Here is a 17004-nt window from a genome sequence, read left to right as displayed (position 1 = left end):
GTAATCCACCGCAACAATGCGACCACGCTCGTAGCGCAAAAACAACGAGCGCCCCACACCGTTATCCAGCCGCTCAACCCGCCCCCAAAGATCCCGGGAAACCCGCAGCCGGTTGTCATACGCATCACTGATCGCCGTCAGCGTGCCATCACGAAAGTGGTAGAACCGCGAGCCCTGCGCCAGCACCAACTCATCAGGCAACGAACCCAGGTAAATCGCGGCCTCAGCAAGACTGTTGGTAATCGCAGGCCGGAAAACCGTAGGCAGTGGAAACTCAGTCGAACGATTCTCGTGATCCGTCCAGACCACTGAATCACCCACCACCGCCAGCTGCTGCGTCAGCGAATGACTCCAGCCAAACCCCAACCCGCAATCCACTTCCACGGCGCTGGTGCGATACAACCGCGTCCACTCAAACGGCAAAATCCCGTCAAGCGTGCCATCGGTCAGTGTCAGCAATTCCTCGCCGGTCACCATCGACACCGGGCAGCCGTTGGTAGCGGTTTTATCAGCCGAGGCGGCCGCATCCCCTGCGGGATTCTTCCCCGACGAGGGCACATCGTCGACGTGCTCTTTCTGCTTCAGCACCGCGTTCTGCCGCGCCCGCCAGCGCATCTGCATCGTGCCTTGCTTCAACCCGCCGACCACGCCGCGAACCGCCACCGCCTTGTAGCGATCCACTGCCTGCATAAACTTCGTCAGAATCCCGAGCAGGCTTCGGACAAAGCCCACCGCCGCCTCCAGAATCTGCGCGCCGTACTTGACCAGCCGCAACCCCAGATAAGCCACACCCGCCGCCGGCAGCGCGATGGTCAGCACTGCACCAATCACCAGATCAATCAGCAACGACACCACAAACCCTGTGCCCACCTCGGCCATCTCGCCGGGTGGCAGCGCGTCAAGCCAGAGCATCGCCGTGCGCACCATCAGGTACAGCGCCGCCTCATCGCTGGCGAGCAACATGGCCTGTTCCATGACCTTGGGTGTGTCGGTGGCCAACTGCGCCAACTTGGCCGCCTGATCCCCCAACTGCTCGCCGAACTTCAACGGATCTTCCAGGATCGCCTGGACCAGCTTGATGCTGTCCCACACCTCCTTGATTGCCGCCCAACTGCCCGCCAACACGCCGCTGCCGATGGCGCTGGCGGTCGACTGCTGCCAATAGGGTTTGAAGTCTTTCCATTGCTCGCGCAGCCACTGCTCCAGGTCCGCCGTCAGCCCGGCGTAGGAAGCAAACAGCGCGTCCACCTGTTCCTCGGTGACGCCACCTTGCACCCGCACCTGATAGCGCCCACCTGCCGCGCAGTGGTGCGAGCCCTTGCCGTGTTCATCGAGCATCACAACCGTGGAACTGCCGTCATCGAGCCCGATCACTTCAACCGGGATATCGCCGATCGGCACGTCATACACCGACTCAAACTTGCTTTCGATCTTCAGTTCGCCGCCCAGCTGGCACATCACGACAGTGCCTAAAACGTCCGGATCGGTCGTACTCACCACGGTCTGCGAGTTGCCCACCCGCAACACCCGCTCCATCCCCAGCAGCGAGGGCAAATCCGCGGCATGGCTGACCGAATCCAGCGCTTGCGAATACCAGGCGCCCATCTGCTGGCGATATTCCGCCAGGCTTTTATAAAAGCCATTGAGCTCGTGTTCGATCAGGGCAATGTGGGCTGCGTGGGTCATCCGTGACGTCTCGGCAAAAGGGCAAGGCGTCGGAGTCTGCCGCAGCAAAAAGCGGCTGGATGAACGGCTGAAAAAATCAGAATGGGACGACTTGAGTCGGGAAAAAACCGCGAAAAACTATCCCGAAGGACTACACAAAAAAGCGACTCGACTCATTGCGAGGAAGTCGCACAAATAAAAATCACTCTCATCCTTGCCCGATTTCCAGACCTGGCCGTCAAGGTTAATAGAACCTCTATTACGCAGGATTTCCCATGTCGCGCCTCGCTCGTCCCTTGCATCCACTGGCCCTGTCAGTGGCGTTCGCCTTTGCCGCCGTGCCGTTGCTGACCGTTCAGTCTTCCTTTGCAGAAGAAAGCAGCAGTGCCTTGCGCCGCTTCTCGATTCCTGCGGGCGACTTGAGCCAGGCGCTCAATAGCCTGGCCGAACAGGCGGGGCTGGTGCTGGCGTTTGATGCGGGTTTGACCCGGGGCAAGCGCAGCAATGGGTTAAGCGGGCAATACGTCACCGACGTGGCGCTCACTCAACTGTTGGCCGGCAGCGGCTTGCAGGCTTTGAAGATTTCCGCCGATCGCTACCGCCTGGAGCCAGTCCCGGATAACGGCGGCGCCATGGAATTGCAGGCCACCACGATCAACGGCGCCTACCAAAGCGAAAGCCCCACCGGGCCCGTGGCGGGTTATGTGGCCACACGCAGCCTGTCGGGCACCAAGACCGACACCGCGCTGATCGAGACGCCGCAGTCGATTTCCATCGTCACCAAGGACCAGATGCGCGCACAGAATGCCGAGAGCCTCAATCAGATCCTGCGTTACAGCGCTGCGGTGGTCCCGGAAACCCGCGGCGCCACGGCTTCGCGTCTTGACCAACTGACCATCCGTGGCTTTGCCCCGGCCACTTACCTTGATGGCCTGCGCTTGCCGTCGAGCCGTGACGCCTCGCCGCAAAAGGACGCGTTCGACCTGGAGCGCGTGGAAGTGCTGCGTGGCCCGGCCTCGGTGCTGTACGGTCAGGGCACGCCGAGCGGGGTAATCAACATGGTCACCAAACGCCCGCTGGACACACCGTTTCATGAAATCGGCGTGGAATATGGCACCTTCAACAAAAAGCGCACGACCTTTGACCTGAGCGGACCGATCGACGATCAGGGTATCTATTCCTACCGCGTCGCCGGCCTTTTCGACGATGCCGACGGCCAGGTCGAACACACCGAGACGCGCCGCCAGTCACTCTCCAGCGCCTTCACCTGGCGCCCGGACGATGCCACCTCGCTGACCCTGCTCGGGCATTTCCAGAAAGACCCCCAGGGAGCGTCCTACGGTTCGGTGCCGGCCTGGGGCTCGGTGTTGCGCAGCTCCATCGGGCGCAAGATTGATGTGGATTTCTACGACGGCGAAAAGCGCTTCGAGAAAAGCGATCGGGAGCATTACTCCCTCGGCTACGCCTTCGAGCACCACTTCAACGACGTGTGGACGGTGCGTCAGAACGCCCGCTACATGCGCGCCGAGGGCGTTTATCGCAGCATTTACAACAGCAATCTGCAGGCGGACTACCGCACCTCCAATCGTTCGACCATTGCCACCGATGTCGATATGGATGCCTACACCCTCGATAATCAACTGCAAGCCAAATTCGACACCGGGCCGTTGCAGCACACGTTGCTGACCGGCCTCGATTACCAGAACATCAGCACCGACACCAAGGCAGGCTATGGCAAAGGCCCGACCCTGGATATCTTCGACCCGGTCTACGGCGCGCCGGTGGTCACGCCCGCGTTCAGCACCGATGCCACCTCACGTAGCGAACAGACCGGCGTCTACCTGCAAGAGCAGATGAAGTGGGACCAATGGGTGCTGTTGCTTGGCGGCCGGTATGACTGGGCCAGCACCGATAGCACCACCAAAACCCTCAGCAGTGGCGCCAAGAGCAAGTCGTCCCTGGACAGCAAAGCCTTCACGGGGCGCGTGGGTCTGGTCTATCTGTTCGACAACGGCCTGGCGCCGTATGCCAGCTATGCGGAGTCGTTCAACCCGCAGTCCGGCACCGGCTACGGCGGTTCGGTGTTCAAGCCGACCGAAGGCAAGCAGTATGAAATCGGCATCAAGTACCAGCCGCCGGGCAGCAACAGCTTTATCACCGCCGCGATTTTCGACCTGCGCCAGAGCAATGTGCCGACTATGGACCCGGATCCAAGCCACCTGTGTGGCAACGGCCGTTGCAGCATCCAGGACGGCGAACAGCAATCCCGTGGCTTTGAGCTGGAAGGCAAGGCCAGCCTGAACGATAACCTCGATATCACGGCGGCCTACGCTTACCTGGACAACCGCGCGAGCAAGTCCAACAGCACCGTGCAATATGCGCCGATCAGCGACATTGGCACCGGCCCGGCGATTCCCGTGGAAGGCACCACCACCTACGGCGTGCCGCGCCACACCGCGTCGGCCTGGGCGGATTACACCTTCCATGACGGCCAGCTCAAAGGCTTCGGCGTAGGGGCGGGCGCGCGTTATGTGGGGTCGTCCTGGGGGGATACCGCCAATACCCTGAAAGTGCCGGGCTACACGCTGGTCGATGCGGCGGTGCACTACGACATCCCGAATATCGCCAGCCCCAAGGACAACCTGCGCCTGGCGTTGAATGCCACTAACCTCGCGAACAAGGAATATGTCGCGTCCTGCTATTCCTATTCGTGGTGCTGGTATGGCTCGCAGCGCACCGTGCAGGCGAGCGCGACCTACCAGTGGTGATCTGAAAAAAAGGCCTTGGCGACAGGAATCGGGAGCAACACCGCCAAGGCCGAAACGGGTTAACGCGGGGCCGGCTCAATCCATTTTGTGACCACCGGCGCCTGCCACCGCTCAAGGGCATCGAGCAGGGCGCCGGGGTTGTCTTCGAGCAGCAGCATCTGGCTGTGCTCGGCTTTCATGAAGCCTTCCTTTACCCCATGTTCAAACAGGCTGCGCAAGGGCGCGAAGAAGTTCGCCGTGTTCAGGCAGGCCACGCCTTTGCTGTGTTCGCCCAGCTGGGTCAGGGTCATCACCTCAAGCAATTCCTCAAAGGTGCCCAAGCCGCCGGGCAGGGCGATAAAGGCCTCTGCCATTTCGCTCATGCGCGCTTTGCGGCTGCGCATATCGGCGGTGACTTCGTAGGCGCTGAGGCCGGGGTGCATGTGCCCCAGGTCATGCAGCAAACGGGTGATCACGCCGACCACTTCGCCGCCTTCGGCGAGGGCACTCTCGGCGATCACGCCCATCAAGCCTTTGGCGCTGCCGCCGTAGACCAGGCGGATACCGCGTCGGGCAATTTCACGGCCCAGCGCCTTGGCGTCGTCAACGTAACGAGGGTCTGTACCGAAGTTGGAACCGCAGAAAATCGTGAGGCTGCGCATGGTCGATCCTGACAGGTAGGGGCAAGCAGGGCAGTGTCGCGCCTGATGGCCTGTGTGGCCAGCACCAAGAAACTGCTTCAGGGCTAGGCCATCAGGCACTCCAGAATGCGTTGGCCCAGTGCTTCGGCGCGGGCCTGGGAGTCGATATTGGCAAAGCCCAGCAGCAAGCCGGGGCTGATCTGTTGATTGACACTCCAGCCGCTCAAGGCTTCGGCGTAGATTCCGGCAGCGGCCAGTTTTTCCGCCAGTAAACGGTCCGACTGCGCCGCCTTGAGCCGCAAAATCAAGTGCATGCCACCGGGCTGCGCATCTATTGAAATATGCTCGCCCAACACCTTGCGCAGGCCATTGGCGGTTGCCTCGCGGCGCTCACCATACAGCTTGCGCATGCGCTGGATATGCCGGGCGAAATGCCCTTCGGCCATAAAGCTGGCGACGATGGCCTGGGTGAGTTCCGGGCTGTTGCCGAGAAAGGTTTGGCTGACCTGTTCAAAGTGCGCAACCTGCGCGGCAGGCACCACCAGATAGGCCAGGCGAATACCGGGAAACAGCACTTTGCTGAACGTGCCGGCATACAGCACTCGACCTTCGCGGTCGAGGCTCTTGAGTGCAGGCAATGGGCGGCTCACGTAACGGTACTCGCCGTCGTAGTCGTCCTCGATGATCCAGGCCTGCTGGCGGCTGGCCCACTCCAGCAGGTTGAGGCGGCGTGGCAATGACAGGGACACACACAAAGGGCTTTGGTGGGCGGGTGTAACGATCACCGCGCGGGCGTCGCCCAGGTGCTGCACGCACAAGCCGTCGTGGTCCACGGGCACCGGCTGGGTCTGGATGTGTAAATGATTCAGCAGCGGTCGGGTCGGTAGATAGCCGGGGTCCTCCACTAACACATTGTCGCCGGGCTTGAGCAATGCATGGGTGATCAGGCTCAGGGAGTTGCGATAACCCGAGGTGACAAAGATTTGCTCCGGCGCGCAGTGGATGCCCCGGGCCACTTGCAGATAGCTGGCAATCGCAGTGCGCAATGCGGGCAGGCCCTGGACCGGCGGGTTGGCCATGTCAGCCAATTGCGTGGCGCGTACGCAGCGGGCGGCAATTTTCGACCAGATCTTGCGCGGGAATGCGTCGAGCGCAGGCAGGCCCATCTGAAACGGCAGCAGCGGCGCGTGTTGCCGGGCGGCATGGTAGGGCGCGATGACAACGCGGGTGGGCAGGGTGGTCTGTACGCCGTGGGAAACGACGGTACCCGCCTGCCCGCGCGGTTCGATATAGCCTTCGGCCGTGAGCAATGCGTAGGCGTTATCGATGGTGCCGCGCGCCAGCCCCAGCTCCTTGGCCAGCGCCCGCGCGGCCGGAACGCGTTCGCCGGGCTTGAGCAAACCGTCGGCAATCGACCTGCGAAAGCGCCAGTAGAGCTGGCGGTAGATAGGTTCGGCGTCGTTGGGGTCCAGCGGTGGCAAGGTGGGCATGAGCGCTTAATTCCAGGTCGCGGCTGAGGGCACTGTAGCGGCTTCATGACGCAGGCAACAGCGCCATAAATGGATTTGGCGGCTAGGCCATCATGGTCCATGCGTGAGGCCGGTTCATGGCTCTTCAGGGGTGAGCCATGGCGTCCCACACTGGCACTTCACTCAACCCATACAGGATTCAACCATGACCACTCGCCTCGATTACACCCAAGCATCCCCCGAAGGCTACAAGGCTTTCGGCGGCGTCTATGTCTACCTGCAAAACAGCGGCCTGCCCAAGGCCCTGATCGACCTGGTTTACCTGCGCGTCTCACAGATCAATGGCTGCGCCTTCTGCATCGACATGCATTCGCGGGACTTGCTCAAACAAGGCTTGGCCGTGGACAAACTGGTGCTGGTACCGGTGTGGCACGAAGCCCGCAATGTGTTTACCCCGCGCGAACGCATCGCGTTGGCCTTCGCCGAGGCCGTGACCCGCAACGCTGTGTCGGACGCGGATTACGCAGCCGCCACCGCTGAATTCAGTGCCAAGGAACTCGCCGACCTGACCTACGGCATCGCCCTGATGAATGCCTTCAACCGACTCGGCATCACCTTCCGCACCACCCCGGCAGCGGCAAGCTGAAACATTGCGCAATAAGGCAATTTAATGGCCCCTTTGTAACAAAATCCTCGCCAGAATCACTTTTATTTTCAGGTGGTTAGGTGAGGAAGCAAATGCGCACTGTTGGAATCATGCTGATCGCCTGCTCATTGGCGGGTGGCGCGGCTGCCGTGCAGGCACGGGAGCTGCGCGAGGGTGACAAGTACATGTGCAGTTGGGGCGCCGGCACTGCCGCCAGGGCTCAGGAACTCAAGCTGTCGGGCGTGTCGCTGTATGCCGCGCGGCAGAAGATCCAGACGATCAAGTTCAACAAATCGTGGATGCGCATGATGGCCATGGGCATCACCGAGCAAACGTACGACAGCCGCTCACGGCTTAAGCCTGAGGTCATTCGCCAGAGTTTTTATCAGGATTGCCTGCGCTACAAAGTCGCACGCAAGTGATCGCCTGCGGGCTTAACGGGACAACGGCGAGCCGGCATCTTCCTGGAAAAACACCTTGGCGGTTTCGATAAAGCATCGATTGGCCTGGGACAAGTATTCGTTGGCGCGCCAGCACAGGTTGAAATGCATGAACTGTGGCGGCGCAAACGACACACCGGTAATGCCGGGTTCCTGCTCTTGAACCGAACGCAGCAGGGTGGAAACACCCATGCCGCTGCGGGTGGCGGTTATGACCAACGGAATGAAGTTGCTTTCCAGCGCGATGTTGAAACGCACCCGTGCAGCGTTGCAAAAACGGTCCAGCAAATGGCGCTGCAGAAAGGTGTTGTCGAATACCAGCATTTGCTCGCCCTGCAACTGTTCTGCCGAGATCGACGTCGCCCCCGCCAGCCGGTGCCTCTCGCTCATGCACAGCACCATTTCGTCACTGCCCAGCAACACCGACTCCCACTCCGGATCGACCCGCCGCGACTCCAGCAGCGCCACGTCAATATCCCGCGTGGCCAGGCGTTCGTTGATGTCATCGGCACTGCCTTCCACCACGTGCATGGCCACCCCCGGGTAGCGGGCACGAAATTGCATCAGCAGCTCAGGAATGTGGCGGATGCCGTACATGGGCGGCACGCCGACGCGGATTTCGCCGCTGTGCAATTGGCCGAGGTCCTGCAATTCGCGACGTGCTCCGGCCAGGCCCTGTAGACAGGATTCGGCACGCGCCAGGAACAACTGGCCTTCGGCCGTCACGCTGATCTGCCGCGTGGCACGGTTGAACAGCGCCACACCCAGTTCATCCTCGAGGCGGCTGACCGCCATGCTCAGCGCTGGCTGGGCGACGTGCAACGCCTGCGCAGCCTTGGTGAAGCTGCCTTGACGGGCGATTTCGACGCAGTACTCCAGGGCCTTGAGGTTCATGCGAGCTCACATAACAAAGAGTGATGAAATGCTTCACAAATGGATATTTTTTGTGATGCTCGGCAGTCTATAACCTGTCGGCACTCTTCTCCATGCCGGATTTCATCATGACCCTTAATCTTCGCCAGTACTGGCTGCTCACCCTGCTTGTTGGCGCTGTGGGCGGCAGCCTGGCCCATTGGGCGGGGTGGCCGTTGCCTTGGGTCATTGGCTCATTGCTCGCGGTGATGCTGACCCGCTGCGCAGGCGGGCGGGTGCCGGAAATTCCCCACGGGCGCAAAGTCGGGCAGGTGATCGTCGCAGTGGCGATTGGCTGCCATTTCACCTCTCCGGTGATGCAGCAAGTGGCGTCCCACCTCGGGCTGGTGGTGGTTGCAGTGCTGCTGACGTTGGTACTGGCGCTGTGTTCGGTAGGGGTGCTGCACCGCTGGGGTGTTTCATTTGGCACGGCGTTTTTTGCGATGATGCCGGCCAACTCCACCGAGATGGTGCATCTGGGGCGGCAGCGGCAGGCGGATACCAGCTTCATCGCTGCCGCCCATAGCATCCGGTTGTTACTGATCCTGCTGGCGGTGCCGGCAGTCGCCACCTTTGGCATGGCCCATGCGGTGGCGCGAGCGCCGTTGCCGGTGATCTGGCCGTGGTTGATCTTCATCCTGGCCATGGGTGGGTTGGCGGCGCTGGGGTTCAGGCGTTGCAACCTGCCTAACCCGTGGACGTTCGGGCCATTCCTGATCTGCGCGGTTGGCGTAGGTTGCAATAATTTGCAGATGAGCATGCCGGGTTGGCTCAGTGGCTGCGGCCAGTTGCTGATCGGCTGCGCGCTGGGTGTGGCCTTTGACCGTGGTTTTTTCCGACGGGCACCGGGCTTTTTGCTGAAGGTGCTGGTGCTGCTGGCTGGTTCGGTGATCGCCACGGCGCTTGCTGCATTGGGCCTGGGCACGTGGCTGGGTATGCCATGGTTGTCATTGGCGCTGGGCATGATGCCGGGCAGTGCGCCGGAAATGAGCCTGACCGCCGAGGCGCTGGGGCTCGCGGTGACGCTGGTGACGGCGATGCAAATCATCCGCATGCTGCTGATTCAGGCCGCGTGCCTGCCGCTGTATCACTGGCTGGAGCGATCATTGAGTGCACAAGCACCGGCCAGTGCAAAATCTGCGTAAGCCCGTCCAACTTTGCCTCGGCGCCGCTGGCCATACTGGCGCCAGGTAAACACAGAGGCACAGGCCATGACTGATTACGTATTCACCCCGGCGCAACTCCCATCCCTGGCGATTTCGGGCAGCGACGCGCGCTTTCCACTGCGCCGCGTGTTCTGCGTGGGCCGTAACTACAGCGAACACGCCCGCGAAATGGGGCATGACCCGGACCGCGAGCCGCCATTTTTCTTTATGAAACCGGCGGATGCGGTGGTACCGGCCGAAGGTGTGATCGCCTACCCGCCACTGACCGCCGACCTGCACCATGAAGTGGAACTGGTGGTGGCCATCGGCAAGGGTGGGGTGGATATCAGCCCTGAAGAGGCGTTTTCCCACGTCTGGGGGTATGGCGTCGGCATTGATCTGACGCGCCGCGACCTGCAAGCCCAGGCGAAAAAACTTTCGCGGCCGTGGGAATGGGCCAAGGCGTTTGATGAATCGGCGCCGACCATTGCCTTGCAGCCAGTGAGCGCCGTCGGGCATCCCTCCACCGGGAAAATCTGGCTTAAGGTCAATGGCGAGCAGCGCCAGGTCGGTGACCTGGCTGACCAGATCTGGTCCGTCAGTGAAGTGATCAGCTACGCCTCCAAATCCGTGGCGCTGAAGGCTGGCGACTTGATCTTCACCGGCACGCCCGCCGGCGTCGGTGCGTTGCAGCCCGGCGATGTAGTCAGCGCCGGTATCGAGGGCTTGGGCGAGTTGAGTTTCACCCTTAGCCAGGGTTGAGGCTAAAGTGGTGCCCAGGCCATTCGAGAGACCGTTATGCCAGGCACCCGCGTTACCACTTATGGCATGGAACAGCGCAGCGACCGCCCCGACTTCTATATCCGCGACAAACGCGGGCGGGCGGCGCTGACCAGCCCCCATCGGCATGAGTATTTCCAGATTCAGATCAACCTCGGCGGCGACACCGTGCAGCACATCGGTGGCGCCGTGCGGCCGTTTCCGCGCAACGCGCTGGCGTTTATCCTGCCCCATCGCCTGCACGTGATCCCCCATCCCGAGGATGGCGAGTTCATGTTGATCAACTTCAGCCAGGCGTTTTTCCTGCCGCAACTGACCTGCGACCCGCTGGACCTGGAAGACATCCCCATCGGCCAGGCGCCTGAGTTGTCGCCGTTCCGCTTTCAGGAACAGCTGGATTTCATCCTTGATGATGAAGCTTTCAATGAGGTCCAAACCTGGCTGGCGCATATGCGCACGCTGGATGCCCATCGCACCTTCGGTGCCCGCGAGCGGCTCAAGGGTTATTTGTTTCAGCTGATCGGGCTGGTGTGTGAGCGGTACGCCGAGCCGTTGCAGGCGTTCGCCGCCAATAATGCGACCCGGCGCGGGCGCAAAGATGCCTTGGCACGGGTTCAAGGCTATATCCGCGAGCATGTGCACGAGCCAAGCCTCAACCTGACCGACGCGGCGGCCGCGGCCTTTTTGTCGCCGAACTACCTGACTCATCTATTGCGCAAGGAAACCGGAAAACCCTTTTCCCAATTGGTCCTGGACCGGCGTATGCAACTGGCGCGCACCTTGTTGCTCAACAGTGCGCAGATGATCGGCGTGATTGCCCAGCGCTGCGGCTTTACCGACGAAGCCTACTTTTCCCGCTGTTTCCGCAAAGCCCATGGCCTGGCGCCGGGGCAGTTTCGCCGTCAGCAACAGGCGCAGCCGCTGTAGACCCACCGCTATCGCAGGCAAGCCAGCTCCCACAGGGGATCTGCGGTGTTTGAGAAAACTCTCCAGGCAGGTCCATCGCGCCGGGCACTTTCTTGCCAGCGATGAAGCACCACTGTGGGAGCTGGCTTGCCTGCGAAGGCGGCGGCATTGCCGATAAAGATGTCGCCTGACCCACCGCCTTCGCAGCCTCGCTAAAGCTCGACAGCTCCCACAGGGGATCTGTGGTGTTGGAAAAATCTCGGCTGGCAGGGCCATCGCGCCGGGCACTTTCTTGCCAGCGATGAAGCTCCAATGTGGGATCTGGCTTGCCTGCGAAGGCGGCGGCACTGCCAAAAAAGATGCCGCCTGACCCACCGCTTTCGCAGCCTCGCCGGGGCTCGACAGCTCCCACAGTTGATCTCGGCCATTTTGTCGAGCGGCTTTGCCCCGCAATCCCGACTTTTACAAATCCACGACATACGCCGTGTTTCAATTTGCATACAATTTTGCCCTTCACCCTGGAGGCTCATATGCAAACGCTTATCCGCGTGGCGACCGAGGACGATGTCGACATGCTCTTCGCCATCGCGCTACCCGAAGAGAGGGGCGGGCTAGCACCATGAACCCACCCGAACCGCCTGCACCAGACAACTTTCGCTACTTTGTGGTCGGTGTTGTCTGCGTCGCGGTTCTGCTCGGCGTCTATTTCGTGCGGCTCAACGCTCAGGTCGATCAACAGCGCGCAGAAGCCGCCGAGCGCCTGACGATTTGCCGGCAAGTCGAAAATATCGCGCGTGCCGCATTGCCTGACAGCCTGGAACCCGTCGATGCGTGTAAGGAATTGAAAGAGCGCTATTCCAAAACAACCGCGCCATAACCATCCATGCCGTTATTTTAATAATGGAAATAACGCTGCGAAGTGTGATCGGTTATAAGCGTAACTTGCACCAAAAAGTGGCACTTAACCTGTTTTACGCCTCAAAAAATGTGTGGTTATTGAATGACTTACGCGTCTTTCAATCCGACGAAAGGATCAAATTAATCTTGTTACAGGTTTTTACAATCGGTACTATAGCGGGCGTTCACCTCCCACGGTTTATGCATTTTTAAATCCCAAGTTTCCATCAGCTACTTGGGATTTTTTTTGCCCGGAATTTGACCTTCACGTCAAACTTCACTGTCGGCAAACTCCGCGCGCATACGTCCATTGCGTTTGGCTTGATACAGCAACTTGTCCACGGCTTCGACAAACCCGAGCATCGCGCTGTCGGCTGTGACGATCTGTGTGCCAACCCCCAGGCTCAGCGTCAGCAAATGGGAAACCGGAGAAGAACCGTGCTCAATCTGCTGCTGGCAAATCAGGTGCAGGCAACGCCGCGCCACTTGCCGGGCTGAAGCCGCGTCGGTTTCCGGCAACAACCACACAAACTCCTCGCCGCCGATGCGCGCAATAAAATCCCGTGGCCGGTTGGCCGCCTGGGACAATGTGCGCGCCACCTGACGCAAGGCCTCATCGCCCTTGATATGGCCGTAGCTGTCGTTGTACTGCTTGAAAAAGTCGATATCGAGAATGATCAACGACAGCGGCAACTGGCTGCGCTGGGCGCTGGCCCACTCGCGTTCCAGCACGGTGTCGAACATGCGGCGGTTGGCGATGCCGGTGAGGCCGTCCTGAAAGGAGTATTCCTCCAGCTGTTTTTGCAGGCGAATCAGGTGTTCTTCAGTCTTCTTGCGCTCGCTGATATCGAACATGAAGCCGATCAGCGCCTCCACTTCGCCGTCCTTGCGCACCACATGCACCACGTCGCGAATCCACACATAGTCGCCGTTGACCGTCAGCGCGCGGTAATCGGCCTCGTGATCGACCCCGGCGCGCGATTGCGACACGCAGAAATTCACCACGTATTCACGGTCGTCCGGGTGCATGCGTTCGACCCAGTCATCCACGCTGACCCAGCTTTGCGGGGTCCAGCCCAGCAGCGTTTCGATCTGCGGGCCGATGTAGCTGAACGTCATGCTCTGCCAATCGATGCGCCAGGGAATGGCCTTGGTCGATTCCAGTAGCGTTTTGTACACGTCACTGTCGGGCGGGCTCGGGAGATCGATGCTCATGGAAGGCAGCTCTTGAGAAGGCAAAGAGCCATGAGCCTCTTGTGAACGAGACCTTGAGTCAAGTCTCTGGCGGGGCAGCAGACGAGAGGTCGTGCGCCTGGTTTCTGGCGTCAGCGCCCCAACGTTTTCAGGGCAAAATGAGGCGCAGGTATCACTTTTGAATTAATTGTTCAGTAGCAGCCAAAACCTTATCTACTCTGGATGCATCACACCGACAGGGTAGAACCCGGGGGCGGGGCTTTATCATGATATCCATCACTGAACTCAACCAGATCATGGCCTCGGGCTTTCTGCCGCTGGCCTGTGATTGCAGCCTGAACAGCGACGGCTCGCTGCGCATCAGCGTGTTTGAGCCGACGTCCGGCCGCGTCGACCTGCTGCTGACGCGGGTCTCGCCCCAAGGCCTGGACAGCATCCGTTCCATCTCAAACCTTATTGGCGAACTGCGCACCGAACTCAAGGCCGGGCGCCGTGGGTTTGCGGCGGTGGGTTAGCTGTTGACGGTGTCTGCCTGGGTCGACACGGCGCCGTAGTAGCGCCAGCAGCAATGCCGGTGTTCCGGCAGGATCACACAGCCACTGAGACTGGCAATCAACAGGGCGGCGACAAGCAGTGTTAGGCGACGGGGCATGATATTTCCTCTTGATGTGTGCTGCGTTAACCGTTGAACGCCGCCACCTGCACAAATCCGTCGCCATGCTTTCAAACATTTCATCAAGCACCTCTATCCCCTGAGCAATACTTCCCTTCGATCCTCGTCAAAAAAATAGTTATTTATTTCGCGACGGATTTTTCTGCCCCCAGCGTTCAACCCATCAGCAGCGTGCATTTTCGCCCGCCCTCTGAAGGAGTTGCCATGAACTTACTGGCCAAATTGCGCTACGCCTTGCTTGTTCCGCTGGCCTTCACCGCGTTAGTCAGCACGCCGAGCTTTGCCCAAACCGAAGTGATCATTCGTCAGGCGCCGCCGGCCGAGCGCGTCGAAGTGATCCCCGCCGAACGCCCCGGCTACGCCTGGGACCGCGGCCACTGGCGTTGGGAAGGCGGTGCCTACGCCTGGGTGCCGGGCCATTGGCAGGTAGTGGAACGCGGCGGGCGCTGGGAACCCGGGCACTGGGAATCCCGTGGCCCGAACTGGGCCTGGCGCGAAGGGCACTGGATCCACTGACACCTGACATTTAGCCCCCGGACCGAGTATTACCTGATTGAAAGACACTGATCCGGACGTTGAGCTACTGGCACGTATCGGCAACAACGAACCTGCAGCCGTCAACGAGATGGTCAAGCGCAAGCTGCCGCGCCTGCTCGCGCTCGCCGGCCGGTTGCTGGGGGATGCCGATGAAGCCAAGGACGTGGCCCAGGAAAGTTTTTTGCGGATCTGGCGCCAGGCGGCCAACTGGCGCCCCGGCGAAGCGCGTTTCGACACGTGGCTGCACCGCGTGGCGCTCAACCTGTGCCATGACCGTTTGCGCCGCCGCAAGGAACGCCCGCTGGACGAGGACGAGGTGCTTGAGCTGGCGGACAGCGCAGCGTCCCCGGAAGAACAGGTGGAAACCGCTGACCGCAGTGCCCGGATGGCCGCCGCCGTGGCGGCCTTGCCCGAGCGCCAGCGCGAAGCCATTGTGCTGCAGTACTACCAGGAGCTGTCGAACATCGACGCCGCGGCCCTGATGAACATCAGCGTCGAGGCACTGGAGAGCCTGCTGTCGCGGGCCCGACGCCAGTTGCGCAGCCAACTTGCCGACACACCCGGGCTCGCCCGCCAGGGAAGGGGAAAACCATGACACCTGAACGATTTGCGCATTTGGCCTCAGCCTACGGTGCCAGCCTGAATCGCTGGCCTGTCGCCGAACAGGCCTCGGCCCAGGCGTTGCTCGATAGTGGCAACACCAGCGCTCGGGAGGTGTTGCGCGAGGCCGCCTGGCTCGACACGCAACTGGACGGTTATGAACTGGCCTTCGCTGACGCGGCGTTGACGCAGCAGATTCGCCAGTCGGCACCGCGACGTGGGTCATTCTGGTCGCGCTATGCCAACTGGTTATCGCCGGCCGGGTTAGTCGGCGTGGGCATTGCCGGTATCGCCGCCGGGGTGTTGGTGGCGTCGTTGAGCGTGCCGTTGCCGATGTTGTCATCCGAAGTGCTGCCCAGCGTCTTCGATCAGGGCGACGCTGATGTCGTCTTCACCGTCAACGCCGAGGAAACCGAGCAATGACCCCCAAATCCCTTAAACCCTGGCTGGTCGTGTCGGTGTTGCTCAACGTGTTTTTGATCGGCGGCGTGGGCGGTGGTCTTTATCACTGGATGGCGGCGGCCAAACCCGCCGAAGCGGTGGTCAACCAGCATGGCTTGCGTCAGGCGATGATCAAGTTGCCAGCAGAGCGGCGCAAGGAATTGCGCGAGTTGTTGCGGCACAACCGGGCTGACAGCCAGCCGCTGATCATGGCCGGACGCGAGGCGCGTCTGGGGGTGATCAAGCAACTGGAAGCGCCGACGCTGGATCGCGATGCGCTGGTGACGGAACTGGCCAAGGCGCGTGAGGCAGACGTGGCGCTCAGGGCGATGGTGGACGGCACTCTGGCGCAGTTTGCGAGCAATTTGCCCCAGAATGAGCGGCAGAAACTGGTGGAGGCGTTGTACCAGCGTGGGCAGGCCAAAACTAAAGAAAAATTTATCCAGACGGCCGGGAATAAACCCCGGTCTTGAGCCGTTAAGCCCGCACAACCCCTAAGGAAGTGCGTGTATGCCGGCTGCAAAAAAGAAACAGGCTTTTGATTTTTCCTGTGGCGCTGCGTCGTTGTTGTGTGCGGCTGTTGAGCTGGACGCTACGTTGCCCGGCGGGCTATCGGCGACGGATGCGTTGCGCACCAATATGTGTGAGGTCGAGCTGTACAAACTCACCTCCGGGGCGCTGACCGGTGGGGTGGTCAAGCCGTTTGATCCGATGAAGGCCGGGTATTCGTATCCGCACAGTGTGGCGCTGGCGGCGCGGTCGCTGGGGTTGAATGTGACCATTTACATGGAGGGTTTTTTGGCCACGGCGTTGGCGAAGTTGTATCCCACGTGTGAGGAGTTGTGTGTGAAGGCGGGGTTTGCGGTGATTCACGGGGCGCCGCCGCCGATGCCTGCGAACCGTCGGGCGTTGTGTGTGGTGACGACGTTTGTGGTGGGGTTGCATTATGTGATGTTGCGGCCGGGTGGGGATTTTATGGATCCGGCGGATGGGGAGAATCATGATAATTTCAAGACGATGAATACGTGGTCGAAGGTGTATTCGCAGACGGGGATTACGTTGGTGTTGGAGAAGGAGGTGGTGGTTTAGGCGGGGGATTCAAGGCAGGTGCGGTCTTCCAGCCAGGCGCAGTCTTCAAGGCTGGTGCAGTGTTGGAGCCAAGGAGATCCCCTGTGGGAGCTGTCGAGCTTTAGCGAGGCTGCGAAGGGGCCAGTGTGGTCACCACACGCTTTGTGCCGGCCACCTGTTTTGGAACGAGTACATATCCATTCCTGCGGTAACGGCTGAAATAGGTTCCGCCCTTACGGCGGG

General features: G+C 60.8%; 19 protein-coding genes. 13 read left to right on the top strand and 6 right to left on the bottom strand.

All coding sequences use genetic code 11. The features are described 5' to 3' along the window. A partial coding sequence (locus tag BFW87_RS28735; protein WP_254865968.1) for a DUF6531 domain-containing protein occupies positions 1-1686 on the bottom strand: 1686 nt, incomplete at its 3' end. A 254-nt stretch (positions 1687-1940) separates the two neighbouring features. Here BFW87_RS28735 and BFW87_RS28730 point away from each other — a divergent pair. Beyond that, positions 1941-4433: a TonB-dependent siderophore receptor gene (locus BFW87_RS28730; RefSeq protein WP_078743097.1), complete on the top strand. Its 2493-nt coding sequence runs from the start codon at positions 1941-1943 to the stop codon at positions 4431-4433. 59 nt (positions 4434-4492) lie between these two features. On the opposite strand, the gene BFW87_RS28725 is transcribed toward BFW87_RS28730, so the two are convergent. Together BFW87_RS28725 and BFW87_RS28720 are read right to left on the bottom strand one after the other, a co-directional pair. Then, a complete protein-coding gene (locus BFW87_RS28725) occupies positions 4493-5074 on the bottom strand; it encodes a TIGR00730 family Rossman fold protein (RefSeq protein ID WP_078743096.1) in 582 nt (193 codons plus the stop codon). An 83-nt stretch (positions 5075-5157) separates the two neighbouring features. Then, the gene (locus tag BFW87_RS28720) at positions 5158-6543 is read right to left on the bottom strand and encodes a PLP-dependent aminotransferase family protein (protein WP_078743095.1); all 1386 of its coding nucleotides are present in this window, start codon (positions 6541-6543) and stop codon (positions 5158-5160) included. A 184-nt stretch (positions 6544-6727) separates the two neighbouring features. Here BFW87_RS28720 and BFW87_RS28715 point away from each other — a divergent pair, with 184 nt between their 5' ends. Both BFW87_RS28715 and BFW87_RS28710 read left to right on the top strand, forming a co-directional pair. After that, positions 6728-7168, top strand: a complete 441-nt coding sequence (locus BFW87_RS28715; protein ID WP_078743094.1) for a carboxymuconolactone decarboxylase family protein — start codon at positions 6728-6730, stop codon at positions 7166-7168. A gap of 92 nt (positions 7169-7260) precedes the next feature. Then, positions 7261-7590, top strand: a complete 330-nt coding sequence (locus tag BFW87_RS28710; RefSeq protein WP_078743093.1) for a hypothetical protein — start codon at positions 7261-7263, stop codon at positions 7588-7590. A gap of 12 nt (positions 7591-7602) precedes the next feature. Here the strand turns inward: BFW87_RS28710 and BFW87_RS28705 are convergent, their stop codons facing one another. Continuing rightward, positions 7603-8502 carry a LysR family transcriptional regulator gene (locus BFW87_RS28705; protein WP_078743092.1) on the bottom strand — a complete coding sequence of 300 codons (900 nt, stop codon included), beginning with the start codon at positions 8500-8502 and terminating at the stop codon, positions 7603-7605. Between the two features lie 107 nt (positions 8503-8609). On the opposite strand from BFW87_RS28705, the gene BFW87_RS28700 reads away from it, so the two are divergent. The 4 genes from BFW87_RS28700 to BFW87_RS28685 all read left to right on the top strand — a co-directional run bounded on the left by BFW87_RS28700 (position 8610) and on the right by BFW87_RS28685 (position 12228). Then, a complete protein-coding gene (locus BFW87_RS28700; protein ID WP_254865967.1) occupies positions 8610-9665 on the top strand; it encodes an AbrB family transcriptional regulator in 1056 nt (351 codons plus the stop codon). 66 nt (positions 9666-9731) lie between these two features. Next, a complete protein-coding gene (locus BFW87_RS28695; RefSeq protein ID WP_078743090.1) occupies positions 9732-10427 on the top strand; it encodes a fumarylacetoacetate hydrolase family protein in 696 nt (231 codons plus the stop codon). Between the two features lie 36 nt (positions 10428-10463). Further along, positions 10464-11372, top strand: coding sequence for a helix-turn-helix transcriptional regulator (locus BFW87_RS28690; RefSeq protein ID WP_078743089.1), 909 nt, complete (start codon positions 10464-10466; stop codon positions 11370-11372). A 598-nt stretch (positions 11373-11970) separates the two neighbouring features. After that, the gene (locus BFW87_RS28685; protein ID WP_078743088.1) at positions 11971-12228 is read left to right on the top strand and encodes a hypothetical protein; all 258 of its coding nucleotides are present in this window, start codon (positions 11971-11973) and stop codon (positions 12226-12228) included. Between the two features lie 290 nt (positions 12229-12518). Here BFW87_RS28685 and BFW87_RS28680 read toward each other — a convergent pair whose 3' ends face one another. Beyond that, positions 12519-13463: a sensor domain-containing diguanylate cyclase gene (locus BFW87_RS28680; RefSeq protein WP_078743087.1), complete on the bottom strand. Its 945-nt coding sequence runs from the start codon at positions 13461-13463 to the stop codon at positions 12519-12521. A gap of 245 nt (positions 13464-13708) precedes the next feature. Here BFW87_RS28680 and BFW87_RS28675 point away from each other — a divergent pair, with 245 nt between their 5' ends. Beyond that, positions 13709-13957 carry a DUF1652 domain-containing protein gene (locus tag BFW87_RS28675; RefSeq protein ID WP_078743086.1) on the top strand — a complete coding sequence of 83 codons (249 nt, stop codon included), beginning with the start codon at positions 13709-13711 and terminating at the stop codon, positions 13955-13957. On the opposite strand, the gene BFW87_RS32100 is transcribed toward BFW87_RS28675, so the two are convergent. Next, entirely contained in the window at positions 13954-14094 is a 141-nt protein-coding gene (locus tag BFW87_RS32100) for a hypothetical protein (RefSeq protein WP_017253825.1), read from the bottom strand. The genes BFW87_RS28675 and BFW87_RS32100 overlap by 4 nt on opposite strands. A gap of 225 nt (positions 14095-14319) precedes the next feature. On the opposite strand from BFW87_RS32100, the gene BFW87_RS28670 reads away from it, so the two are divergent. The 5 genes from BFW87_RS28670 to BFW87_RS28650 are packed head-to-tail and all read left to right on the top strand — an operon-like array spanning position 14320 to position 16782. Beyond that, on the top strand, positions 14320-14631 hold the full coding sequence (locus BFW87_RS28670; protein WP_078743085.1) for a YXWGXW repeat-containing protein: 312 nt from the start codon (positions 14320-14322) through the stop codon (positions 14629-14631). Between the two features lie 37 nt (positions 14632-14668). Beyond that, complete coding sequence (locus tag BFW87_RS28665; RefSeq protein WP_078743084.1) at positions 14669-15247, top strand: RNA polymerase sigma factor; 579 nt, start codon at positions 14669-14671, stop codon at positions 15245-15247. Beyond that, positions 15244-15675: a hypothetical protein gene (locus tag BFW87_RS28660; protein ID WP_078743083.1), complete on the top strand. Its 432-nt coding sequence runs from the start codon at positions 15244-15246 to the stop codon at positions 15673-15675. Before BFW87_RS28665 ends, BFW87_RS28660 begins: the two co-directional genes overlap by 4 nt. Further along, positions 15672-16166, top strand: a complete 495-nt coding sequence (locus tag BFW87_RS28655) for a periplasmic heavy metal sensor (RefSeq protein WP_078743082.1) — start codon at positions 15672-15674, stop codon at positions 16164-16166. Before BFW87_RS28660 ends, BFW87_RS28655 begins: the two co-directional genes overlap by 4 nt. 37 nt (positions 16167-16203) lie before the next feature. Next, positions 16204-16782, top strand: coding sequence for a hypothetical protein (locus tag BFW87_RS28650; protein WP_078743081.1), 579 nt, complete (start codon positions 16204-16206; stop codon positions 16780-16782). The last annotated feature ends 222 nt before the right edge of the window (positions 16783-17004 follow it).

The sequence above is a fragment of the Pseudomonas fluorescens genome, from assembly GCF_002022275.1.
GTDB classification, from domain to species: Bacteria; Pseudomonadota; Gammaproteobacteria; order Pseudomonadales; family Pseudomonadaceae; genus Aquipseudomonas; species Aquipseudomonas fluorescens_AJ.
This window is presented reverse-complemented; position numbering and strand designations above follow the sequence as displayed.

Bases quoted from the DNA above. Each gene is read 5' to 3' on its own strand.
- BFW87_RS28730 (WP_078743097.1), top strand. From the start codon at position 1,941: ATGTCGCGCCTCGCTCGTCCCTTGCATCCACTGGCCCTGTCAGTGGCG.
- BFW87_RS28725 (WP_078743096.1), bottom strand. From the start codon at position 5,074: ATGCGCAGCCTCACGATTTTCTGCGGTTCCAACTTCGGTACAGACCCT.
- BFW87_RS28720 (WP_078743095.1), bottom strand. From the start codon at position 6,543: ATGCCCACCTTGCCACCGCTGGACCCCAACGACGCCGAACCTATCTAC.
- BFW87_RS28715 (WP_078743094.1), top strand. From the start codon at position 6,728: ATGACCACTCGCCTCGATTACACCCAAGCATCCCCCGAAGGCTACAAG.
- BFW87_RS28710 (WP_078743093.1), top strand. From the start codon at position 7,261: ATGCGCACTGTTGGAATCATGCTGATCGCCTGCTCATTGGCGGGTGGC.
- BFW87_RS28705 (WP_078743092.1), bottom strand. From the start codon at position 8,502: ATGAACCTCAAGGCCCTGGAGTACTGCGTCGAAATCGCCCGTCAAGGC.
- BFW87_RS28700 (WP_254865967.1), top strand. From the start codon at position 8,610: ATGACCCTTAATCTTCGCCAGTACTGGCTGCTCACCCTGCTTGTTGGC.
- BFW87_RS28695 (WP_078743090.1), top strand. From the start codon at position 9,732: ATGACTGATTACGTATTCACCCCGGCGCAACTCCCATCCCTGGCGATT.
- BFW87_RS28690 (WP_078743089.1), top strand. From the start codon at position 10,464: ATGCCAGGCACCCGCGTTACCACTTATGGCATGGAACAGCGCAGCGAC.
- BFW87_RS28685 (WP_078743088.1), top strand. From the start codon at position 11,971: ATGAACCCACCCGAACCGCCTGCACCAGACAACTTTCGCTACTTTGTG.
- BFW87_RS28680 (WP_078743087.1), bottom strand. From the start codon at position 13,463: ATGAGCATCGATCTCCCGAGCCCGCCCGACAGTGACGTGTACAAAACG.
- BFW87_RS28675 (WP_078743086.1), top strand. From the start codon at position 13,709: ATGATATCCATCACTGAACTCAACCAGATCATGGCCTCGGGCTTTCTG.
- BFW87_RS32100 (WP_017253825.1), bottom strand. From the start codon at position 14,094: ATGCCCCGTCGCCTAACACTGCTTGTCGCCGCCCTGTTGATTGCCAGT.
- BFW87_RS28670 (WP_078743085.1), top strand. From the start codon at position 14,320: ATGAACTTACTGGCCAAATTGCGCTACGCCTTGCTTGTTCCGCTGGCC.
- BFW87_RS28660 (WP_078743083.1), top strand. From the start codon at position 15,244: ATGACACCTGAACGATTTGCGCATTTGGCCTCAGCCTACGGTGCCAGC.
- BFW87_RS28655 (WP_078743082.1), top strand. From the start codon at position 15,672: ATGACCCCCAAATCCCTTAAACCCTGGCTGGTCGTGTCGGTGTTGCTC.
- BFW87_RS28650 (WP_078743081.1), top strand. From the start codon at position 16,204: ATGCCGGCTGCAAAAAAGAAACAGGCTTTTGATTTTTCCTGTGGCGCT.